The following is a 10,622-nucleotide window of genomic DNA, read 5'->3' as shown; positions in this document are numbered from 1 at the left end:
TTTAAATGAAGAAGATGAGATATATTTTAAAAACATATTATATAAGAGAGCATCTCAAGTTGAATACGAAACAACCCTTAAAAATTTAAGTAAGTTTTTAAGTGAATATTATAATCAAAAAACAATTGTGTTGATAGATGAATATGATACACCAATACAAAACGGATATTTAAGTGGATACTATAAAGAAATAATAGAATTTATGAGAAATTTTTTGAGTGGTGCTCTTAAAGATAATGAGTATTTGCAAAAGGGAGTGCTTACTGGAATATTAAGAGTAGCGAAAGAAAGTATATTTTCGGGACTAAACAATTTAGAGGTTTGTACAATATTAAACAATTACTATAGTGATAAGTTTGGTTTTTTAGAAGGTGAAGTAGAAGAAATATTAAAGCATTATAATATAGAGTTTGAAATGGATGAAGTTAGAAAATGGTATAATGGATATATATTTGGGGAAAATGTAATATACAATCCATGGTCAATACTGAATTATGTGAAAAATCATGAAAAAGGATTTAGACCTTATTGGGTGAATACGAGCAGTAATGATTTGGTTAAGGGTGTGCTTGCAAAATCAGGAGAAAAAATAAAAATAGAATTGGAAGATTTAATAAAAGGAAAAGATATAGTAAAAACTATAAATGAGGATATAGTTATTCATGATATAGATAAAGGTAGTGAAAATGTATGGAGTTTTTTGCTTTTTAGTGGATATTTAAAGGTAGTTAAAGAAGAATTTAAGAGAGGTAGGGTTTATTGTAATCTAAAAATTCCTAATTTAGAAGTAAATTATTTATATGAAGAAATAATTATGTCTTGGTTTAGTGAAAGTATAAATAATGATAAATTTGATGTTATGTTAAAGAGTTTGATAAATGGAGATATAAAAACGTTTGGAAAAATATTAAAAGAATTTGTGTTAAACAGTATTAGTTACTTTGATACAGCAAAAGAAAGTGAAAAGGTATATCACGCTTTTGTACTTGGTATGCTTGTAGCGCTTTGTGATGATTATCAAGTAAAGTCAAATAGAGAAAGTGGATATGGAAGATATGATGTAGCTTTAATTCCAAGAGATAAAAGTAAATTAGGGATAATAATTGAATTTAAGAAAGTAGATAAAGATGATAAAGAAACTTTAGATATAGCTGCAAAAAATGCATTAAAGCAGATAAAAGAAAAAAATTACAAGCAGGAATTATTAGATATAGGCATAAAAAATATAATAGAGCTAGGAATAGCATTTGAAGGAAAAGAAGTTTTAGTAGTTGAGGGATAAGAAGGTTATAAAGGGGAGTTTTGTTAAGTAGGGTTACTAGAAATTAATGTTAGCCGTTTAAAACCGAATAGGTTTTAGACGGTTTTTTAAATTTTTGACATATTTTAAGGAAGGAATTTGGATATTATTGGAGAATATGTAAAAATGGTTATAAAATAAAAAATCATTGAGGTTGTAAACAAAAAGAGATATAGAGATATAAAGTACGTAATTAGGAGGGGCAAAATGATAGATAAATATTTTTTATTATTTTATAGAGTAGAAACACCATTACATATGGGGAGTGATACAGAGATTGGTGTGGTTGATATGCCTATACAGCGTGAAAAAGTAACGGGGTTTCCAAAACTTGAGGCTTCAGGGATAAAAGGTTCGATTAGAAAAATATTTGAAAGAGAGGATAAAGATTTAACCAATGCAATATTTGGACCAGAGGTTGATGGAAGTGAATATTCATCATGTATTAGTTTTACAGATGGTAAAATTTTATTATTTCCAGTAAAATCAGTGCAAGGAATATTTAAATGGATAACATGTCCTTTGGTTTTAAATAGATTTATAAAGGATTATAATTTATTTTTGGAAAGAAATGAAGAGATTAATATTGTTGGAGAAAATCAATATTATTCTCAGAATAAAATTGAAGATACTGTTGACGTTATTTTAGAGGATTTTAAATTTAATCTTAAAAGAATTAAAAAACTTCAAGTTTTAGATGAAATTATTAGCAATATAAAAAAAGATAAAAATGTACCTGGTTATTTAAAGGATAAAATTGTGAATGAAGAAATTATTATACTTTCTGATGACGAGTTTAAGTTTTTTACAGAAATGTATACTGAAATAAATACTAGAATAAAAATAGGTATTGACGGTATAGTTGAAAAAGGAGCTTTATTTACAGAAGAATATCTTCCTATGGAAACAATAATGTATGGATTTGTTTCAGTAGGTAAATTTATGATGACTGAAAGAGAAAAAAACACAAAGAAGGAAAAAGAATATTTATGTGAAAAGATGAAAAAAAAGTTAGAGAATAAAAAATTAGTAGTCAATGAGTTTAATTATATAAAAGAAATTCTAAATGAAAAAAAATATGTTCAATTAGGGGGAAATAAAACTTTGGGAAAAGGAATAACTCAATTAATATTGGGAGGAGAATAATATGATTACTTCTAATGATGAAAAAATAAGGTTTATACATAAGTATTTTAAAGAAAGTGTGAAAAATAAAGAAAAATTTAAGCATATTGAAGATATGCCATTTATGATTAGAAATAATGGATTTTTTAATACATTGATTTATTTAGAGAATAAAGAAAAAATTATATTAGAAATGCTTGGTGATTATTACAAGGTAATTTCAAAAAAAGATACTCTGTTGATTGATGTTTTTAATATGCATAAGGAATTGAATCGAGAGTATTTAATGTATACACATGAGTTTTATGAATTTGCCTGCCAATTGAAAATTTATTTTAAAACGATGTAGTGGAGGTATTTATGGTAAATATAAAGGAGTTATTAGATAATAAAATCAAAAAAAAATTGGAAAAGGAATATGGGATAAAGGAGCAAGATGATAAAAAGAAAAATAAAAATACTAAAACAAAGCAAATTTTAAAGGAAAATTATTTATATTTAAATATGAAATGCTATAGAAATTGTGATGTTAATAAAAATAAGGATATAAAAGATAAGGAAAAAGAAGTTAAGAAGAATTCATTATGTAAAAACATTAAAATTCCAACTATTAATGGGAAAAAAGAAATTGAAAATTTCAATTTAATGTATAATAAATTGCTTTATTACAATTGTAAAAAAGATAAAGTTAAGCCATGTAATCTAACAGTTGAAACTATTACTTATTATGACGAAAAAATATCAAAATATTTAAGAAATAAGACATCAATGTTGACTAATTTAGGATATAAAAAAATAATTAAAAATTTAACAATAAGTTTATATTCTTCTATGGTTATAGGACTTGGAGAAGTATCGGTCTGGGAAACTTCAATAAAATTAGACTACTTATATGGTATACCATATATTCCAGCTAGTACCATTAAAGGTGCATATAGAAATTTTATGGAGAACGATTATATGTTATATAAGAAAGATAGAAGTAAAAAAGTATATTATGATGATATAATAGATAAATTATTTGGTACTGAAGAAAAAGAAGGAAAACTTATATTCACTGATATTTATCCAGAAAAAGGGTTTAAAATTGCAAAAGATATTATAAATCCTCATTATTCAGATTATTATAGTGAAAATAAAGCTCCTATGGATGATAAAAAGCCAAAACCAATATTTTTTATAACTATTAAGGAAGCTAAATTTAAATTTAATTTATTTATAAAAGAAGAAGTTTGTAAAGATGTAGAAAAAATTATTAGAAATAGTTTTAGCAAATTTTTAGATAATGAAGCTTTAGGAGCAAAAAAAGCAGTGGGTTATGGATATTTTGAGGTAGAAGGGAGTAATGATGATGGAAAAGAAGATTAAAAATATAAAAATTTCATCAGTTACTCCTATGTTATCTCATGGTGGAGATGGGAAAAGTCCAGAAATAAGAATACCAGAATTTAAGTCGGCAATGAGATTTTGGTGGAGGGCTTTAAGTTATTTTGAGGTGAAAGAAGATGATGAGCTTGACTATTTTAATAAAATGAGGGCTATGGAGGGTAAAATTTTTGGAGATGCAAAGAAAAATGCTTCACCGATTAGTATAAGGTTGAAAAATATCAAAAATAGAAATATAAAAAAGTATAATTATGGCATTAGAGGTTTTGAAAAAGTTGAATTTGAAATGTCGTTAATTTTAAAGTATCCTCAGGTGTTGAGTCAGATAGATTATTGGAATTTTAATAAGTATTATAGCTTATTAGAGATAGTTTCAATTCTTGGTGGGGTTGGACAAAGAATAAGACGTGGTTATGGAGTTTTTAGAATTGATAATTCTAATATTTATTTAAGTATAAATTTGAATTTTTTAAAAAATAAAATAAATGAGATTTTTGGAAATATATACAAAGTAGCAAAGTCTAAATATATTTTAGAAAAAAATGTAATTGCAAGAAAAAAAGAGTGTAAACCAAATTGTGGGTTTTCGTATGTTGAAGAAATATTTATTGGAAAAGAAGTGAGTTTTAATATTTATAAAGAAAATATAGAAAGAGCAATATGGAAGAATTTTAATAAAAAAAATGAATACAAGAATACAAAAAGGTATGCTTGTCCAGTATATATAAGTGCATGTTATAAGAAGGATACAAATAGTGTTATACCTATTATTACTATACTTTATAATACTCAAATAAGAGAAGATAATGAAAATTATTATAAATATAAGCGATATGTATCAAATATAATAGGAGAGTGCATAAAATGAATCAATATTTATTAGTAACCATAGGACCTGTACAGTCATATATAGCACAATCTCGCAAGATAAAAGATTTTTTTAACAGTTCGAAAATTATAGGAGACATATTGAGGAAAATAGTAGAAAAATTATATTTAAAATGTAAATATACATATATAGATATAGAAATTATATTACCGAGTATGAAAATAGAAGAATATTGTCAAGAAGGCAGGAGTATCCCAAATTATTTTATAGTTGAATTTCGTAGAAATAATAGTATATTTAGTGATATTGAAAATGAAGTGATAAGAATTTATAAAGAGGTGATTGATGATTTTGTAAAAAAAATTAAATATAAATTTAATATAGAAGAAAGAGATTATAAAATATTGCAAGAGCATATCAGTGATGTTTTTGATATATATTCGGTAAAGGTAGAAAGTGATGATTATAAAAAAGCATATAATGAGTTATATGAAAAACTTGAAATGTATAAAAATGTAAGGAGTTTTAATCATTATTTAACAGGTGAGGTTGGTAAAAAATGCATATTATGTGGTCGTAGAAATGTTAAAAAATTTTTATTTAAAGAAGAACATCTTTGTTATAGTTGTTGGTTAAAGAGAATCTATAGTGAAGAAAGTGAAAAAGAAAATTTTCCATCTACTGTTGGTATAGCAGTAATGGGTTGGGAAAACAAAAATGATGAAATTTGTTTAAAGGAATTTAAGAATAAAATAAAAGAAATGTTGGAAACTACTGAATTAGATAAAGCATGTTATTATTATAGAGATGTCATACTAAATGAAGTAAAAAAAAATGACAAGGTTAAGACATGTGAAAATATTTTTGCAAATTATCATGAAAAGTTGTTTTCAAAATATGAACCTACAAAATATTATGCATTAGTAAAATGTGATATTGATGATTTAGGGAAATGGATGTCTGGAAATTATTTTCAAACAGATGATTTTTTAACGGAGCAAAAAAATTTATCTGAAAAAATTATTGAATTTGGAAAAATTATTGAAAAGGAGTTTATTGATAAAAAATTAGGAAGGACAATATATACAGGTGGAGATGATTTTTTATTATTTGTTACTTTAGAGGAATTATTTAATGTTATAAAATTGTTAGATAACGGTGTAGAAAGAATAAATACTGAACTTAAAAATTATAATAAAAAATTGACTATATCAAAGTCTATTACAATAGCTCATTATACAACACCTTTGCAAAATGTAATAAATATTACAACATCTACTTTAGAACAAGTGAAAGAAAAGTTTAAAGAAAGTGAATTAAGTAAAGTTATATCTAAAAATGGAACAGCAATTACATTTATTACGAGAAGTAATACTTATAGAACTACAATGTTTAAAAATACAATAAAAATAAATGTAGATATTTTGAAAGCTTTTATAGATGAATTTAAAGAAAATAATATATCTAAAAGTTTTATTACTCAGTTGGAAATGAATTTAAAGGAAGTAGATGCAGTAATAGAGTATGGAGAAATGCTTAATATGAAACAGATATTTGAAAGTGAGGCTAGAAGATTATTGGCAAGAAAAAGTGAAGATGAGTTAAATGTGGTAGATATATTACTTGAGCTACTAAATCAAGGAACTATTGAGCTAGGAGCAAATTCATATAGACTTGATTATAATAATGTATTTAATTTTTTGCATGTGATAAGTAATATTTCAAGAGAACTTTTAAAAGGAGAATAAAAAATGGGATATTTATTACTTAAACCATATGATAGCCTTTTTTTTAGAGATGGCAAGCCGTTTGAAAAAGGGATAAGTAGATGGCTATCTGGGATGAATACACCATATCCATCAACTATTTATGGAGCAATTTTTAGTCATATTATAAGGCGAAATCCTAAAATAAGTAATGAGATTGATGAGATAAGGCAAAAAATTGAAAAACTTAGACAAAATAAATATGTTATAGAAGAATTAAATAGATTAAGCAAAGATGTAGAATTAAAATTAATGGGTTATTTGAGAATTAAGAATATATATCTTTATGATAAAAGAAGAAATGATGTTTATATTCCTGCACCATTAGATATTTTTGTTGATGAGGAAGGTGAAATAAAGTATGGAGAATTTATCAAGGAAAAATATTGTTGTAATAATGAAGTTGAACTAGAATATTTAATGAAAAATATTAAGGATTATAATAGAGCTGATAATTATTATATAAATATTTTAGACTTTTTAAGATATTATACTAAAGGTAAAAGAGGAAATGGATTACTGATAAGTGAGAATAATATATTTGAAAAATTTTATAAGGTAGGTATAGAGTTAAATAAATACGGAACAAGTAAAGAAGGAAATTTATATAGAATAGATACTTCTGAATTTATAGATAAGGGATTTAGATTTTTGATTGAATATGAAATAGATAAGGATATAGAACTTACATCTGGTTGTATAAAGTTAGGTGGAGAAGGAAAATTGGCAAAACTTGAGATAATAAATGGAAAAATCTATTCTATAGAAAAATTAAATGAATATTATGAAAATATTAATTTGGAAAACAACTATGTAAAACTTGTATTGACTACAGAGAGTATTTTTGAAGAAACGGCATTTTTTCCGAAGATTGAGGATATAAATGCAAAAGTTGTTGGTATAGTAAATGATAAACCTATTTATATTGCTGGTTATGATATGCTAAGAAAAAGACCTAAGCCAATGATGAAGGCAAATAAAAAGGGATGTGTATATATACTTGAATTTGAAAATGTAAAAGGCAAGAGTTTAAAGGATATAAAAGATGAAATAGAAAAAGCTATAGATTTTAGTGAAAAAAATAGCTATAGAGGATTTAATAGATTTGTTTTATCTATATTTAAGGGGGAGTAGAAATGAATGAAAAGCAGTTAGTGCAAAATTATGATGCTTATGTTATATGTTCAACATTAAATCAAGTTGTGAATTATATACCGTTAAAAATGTTGCAAGATAAAGGAGTAAAAATCGGTAAGATAATCAATATAAAAGTTAAAAGCAAAGGAAGTAGAAAACAATTTAATAGTGATAATTGGGATAAAAATTTAATTGAAGTTTTAAAGGATAATAATGAAATTGATAAGAATGAAATTTTAGATAATAAGGAGTTTAAGAACAATATAATTTTAGAAAGAGAGTTTGATTTCAAAGAATATAAAGATTTTATTAATAGTAAAATAGAGAGTCTAAATAAAATTCTTTGGAATATAACAGGAGGACAGCGAAGTACAGTTGTAGCTATACAAGAAATAGTTAGAAAAAGATATGCAGATGGTAAAAAAGATGTAATGATTTATCTTGAAGGAAATACTAATGACATAATTATAGGAACATGTGGTGAAAATGGAGAAATAAAGTATACAAAATATGATGAAAAATATGAAATTAAAGATTTAACTATTGAAAAGGCTATGAAGCTAGCTGGGTTTGATTTATATGGTAAAGGGAATAAATGTATTAATTATTTAAATAGAAAATATGTGATAAGTGAAAAAATAGATAAGCTTTTAGATAAATTTTATGATAATTATAAAGATATAAACTCACAAAAATTTAGATTGAATATGATAGCTACAAATAAGAAAAAAGGAGAAAATTATGGAGTACCAGTAGGAGAAGAAGCGTGGAAAAATATAATTAAAGAATATGAATTTATGAAATGTTTAAAAGAAGGAATTTTTGAGAAAGAAGGAAAGAAAGAGGAAAATAAAAATCAATATCAATTTGGATATCTTTTAGAGTTTATAATTGTTAAGAAAATTAAAGAAATTATAAATGAAAAGATAAGAGAAGATGATAAATTAAAGGGGTATTTTATAGATTTAAAACATAGCTTGAAAATAAGAAATAACTATGATGAATTAAAGGAGGAAAAACAATTTTGTGAATTTGATGTTGTGCTTTTAACAAAGGCAGGGCAGTTGATAATTTTTGAATGTAAAAGTGGTGGAATGACAGGCGAAGTGGCAAAGGCAAGACATTATACTAGCTATGCAGTAGGAGGGGTATATGGAACTCCTATAGTTATTACACCATTACTTTCTATTGAAATAGAACAAAAAGATAAGCTTGATAGCAGAAAATATACTAATGGAGAAGATAGTAAAAATGTTTGTAAAGATATATATTCTGCTATAGAAGCAGCAAAGAAGTCTAACATAGATGTGTGGGGAATAGATGAGCTAGACACAAAATTAGAAAAATTGTTTGAGGATGTAACGGGGAAGGAGTAGAAATAATGAAACCTATATATATGAGTGCTATCACAGCTATACATGCAGGAGCAGGAGAAGATACAGGTATTGTTGATATGCCAATTCAGAGGGAAGTTACAACTGGTATTCCTAAAATAGAAGCTTCAGGATTGAAAGGGTGTTTTAGAGAGTTATTTACAGGAAAAGAACAAGATATATTATTTGGTAAAACTGATAATGCAGGTATTATTGGATTTACTGATGCTAGATTATTATTTTTTCCTATTAAATCTGCAAAGGGAATATTTGCACTTATAACTTGTCCATTTGTTATAGAGAGGTACTTGGAAGAAGTTGAAGAAAATAAAGAAGATAAAATGAATATATTTATGAGATTATTAAATGAAAAAATTAATTTTATAAATAATGGTGAATGTTATATACTTAATAATATATTATCTGTGAATGAAGAATTTGTTATGCTTGATGAATACATATTTGATAGTAAAATATTAGATATTAGTTGTATAGAAGAATGTAAGAATATAATTCCATATATAGATAAGGTAGCAATAGTATCAGATGATAATTTTATTGATTTTGTATCAAATTGTACTGAGATAGTAACGAGAAATAAGATAGGTGAAACAGGTACAGCTAGTGATAAAGGGTTATTTACAGTAGAGTATTTGTCACAAGAGTCAATTTTGTATATGAATGTAGTATATTTTGAGTTGATTGATAATAAAGAAAAAGAAGATAAAGATTATTTTAATGATGTATTTATGAAAAAAATTAGGGGGACTAAAATTCAAATTGGTGGTAACAAGACATTAGGTAAGGGATTTTTAAGAATATTGTCAGAGGAGGGAGAATAGTTGAATAGCAGGTTAAATAATAAAAAAGTAATGAAAATACAGAAGGCTTTCTTGATGGTAAGAAATTTTATAGAAAAAGAATTCAAAGATGAAAAAAATAAAAGGAAAATACAACTTGAAAAATTTAGAAGCTATTCAATTAGAATACCTACTATGATAAAAGTGAATGGATTAATAAATACATTAGTTTTTATAAAAGGGAAGAATGACAATGTTTATAAATATATATATGATAGTATAAATAATTACTATAATGATAAATTCAATCCAATTGTTGAAGATATAATTGAAGATATATTGTTAAATGATAGAAATTTTAATGATAATATTGAATATCAAAATATCGTTACAATAGATATATTATCGTATTTGCTTTTAGTTAAAAATTTTGCTGTTTCTGAAATATTAGATGTGATAGAAAATTAATTAAATATTAGCTAGTTTATTTTTAGGTGAAATTATTTTAGGAAAAAATAAAAAGAGAATAGCTTATTATGTTATGGTGAAAATATTTAGTAATACATTTAATACATAAAAAAAGCTATTCTCGTAAATAAATATTATACAGAAAGTAATGGTAAAGAATAATAAAAATATAGAAGATATTTAATTAACATTTTGATGTCAGCCATGGCAGTTTTTGTGTTTGATTGTTGATGTTTTATATGGTAAAATATTACTTGTTATTAGGTATATATGAACAATAAAGGTAATTAAAATTGCTGATAAATTAAAATGTAAATGTAAAAAATATAAATGATATTATCAATAAAAAGTTTTGTTCCTATAAAAATATTTGAGATTTTGAACCGATGTTTCGTAAAGCTTGAAATTACAAGGTTTGAAGTTGTTGTTCCTACATTG

At 24.8% G+C, this 10,622-nt stretch carries 10 protein-coding genes; all 10 read left to right on the top strand.

The window, feature by feature from the left end:
• A partial coding sequence (locus BUA19_RS11140; RefSeq protein WP_072726514.1) for a PD-(D/E)XK nuclease domain-containing protein occupies positions 1 to 1,282 on the top strand: 1,282 nt, incomplete at its 5' end.
• 225 nt (positions 1,283 to 1,507) lie between these two features.
• Positions 1,508 to 2,446 (top strand): type III-B CRISPR module RAMP protein Cmr4, encoded by a 939-nt coding sequence (cmr4, locus tag BUA19_RS11135; RefSeq protein ID WP_072726513.1) that lies wholly within the window; start codon positions 1,508 to 1,510, stop codon positions 2,444 to 2,446.
• Position 2,447: 1 nt separating this feature from the next.
• Complete coding sequence (locus BUA19_RS11130) at positions 2,448 to 2,774, top strand: type III-B CRISPR module-associated protein Cmr5 (protein WP_072726511.1); 327 nt, start codon at positions 2,448 to 2,450, stop codon at positions 2,772 to 2,774.
• A gap of 11 nt (positions 2,775 to 2,785) precedes the next feature.
• Positions 2,786 to 3,793: a type III-B CRISPR module RAMP protein Cmr6 gene (cmr6, locus tag BUA19_RS11125; RefSeq protein WP_072726509.1), complete on the top strand. Its 1,008-nt coding sequence runs from the start codon at positions 2,786 to 2,788 to the stop codon at positions 3,791 to 3,793.
• On the top strand, positions 3,777 to 4,679 hold the full coding sequence (gene cmr1, locus BUA19_RS11120; RefSeq protein ID WP_072726507.1) for a type III-B CRISPR module RAMP protein Cmr1: 903 nt from the start codon (positions 3,777 to 3,779) through the stop codon (positions 4,677 to 4,679). The genes cmr6 and cmr1 overlap by 17 nt, the downstream gene beginning before the upstream one ends.
• Positions 4,676 to 6,388 carry a type III-B CRISPR-associated protein Cas10/Cmr2 gene (gene cas10 / locus BUA19_RS11115; protein WP_072726505.1) on the top strand — a complete coding sequence of 571 codons (1,713 nt, stop codon included), beginning with the start codon at positions 4,676 to 4,678 and terminating at the stop codon, positions 6,386 to 6,388. Before cmr1 ends, cas10 begins: the two co-directional genes overlap by 4 nt.
• A gap of 3 nt (positions 6,389 to 6,391) precedes the next feature.
• Complete coding sequence (locus tag BUA19_RS11110; RefSeq protein ID WP_072726503.1) at positions 6,392 to 7,540, top strand: type III-B CRISPR module-associated Cmr3 family protein; 1,149 nt, start codon at positions 6,392 to 6,394, stop codon at positions 7,538 to 7,540.
• A gap of 2 nt (positions 7,541 to 7,542) precedes the next feature.
• Positions 7,543 to 8,919, top strand: a complete 1,377-nt coding sequence (locus tag BUA19_RS11105; protein WP_072726501.1) for a hypothetical protein — start codon at positions 7,543 to 7,545, stop codon at positions 8,917 to 8,919.
• 5 nt (positions 8,920 to 8,924) lie between these two features.
• Entirely contained in the window at positions 8,925 to 9,758 is an 834-nt protein-coding gene (gene cmr4, locus BUA19_RS11100; RefSeq protein ID WP_072726499.1) for a type III-B CRISPR module RAMP protein Cmr4, read from the top strand.
• Positions 9,759 to 10,184 carry a type III-B CRISPR module-associated protein Cmr5 gene (gene cmr5 / locus BUA19_RS11095; protein WP_072726497.1) on the top strand — a complete coding sequence of 142 codons (426 nt, stop codon included), beginning with the start codon at positions 9,759 to 9,761 and terminating at the stop codon, positions 10,182 to 10,184.
• Positions 10,185 to 10,622: the final 438 nt, after the last annotated feature.

This window comes from Tepidibacter thalassicus DSM 15285, from assembly GCF_900129915.1.
GTDB lineage: Bacteria > Bacillota > Clostridia > Peptostreptococcales > Peptostreptococcaceae > Tepidibacter > Tepidibacter thalassicus.
This window is presented reverse-complemented; position numbering and strand designations above follow the sequence as displayed.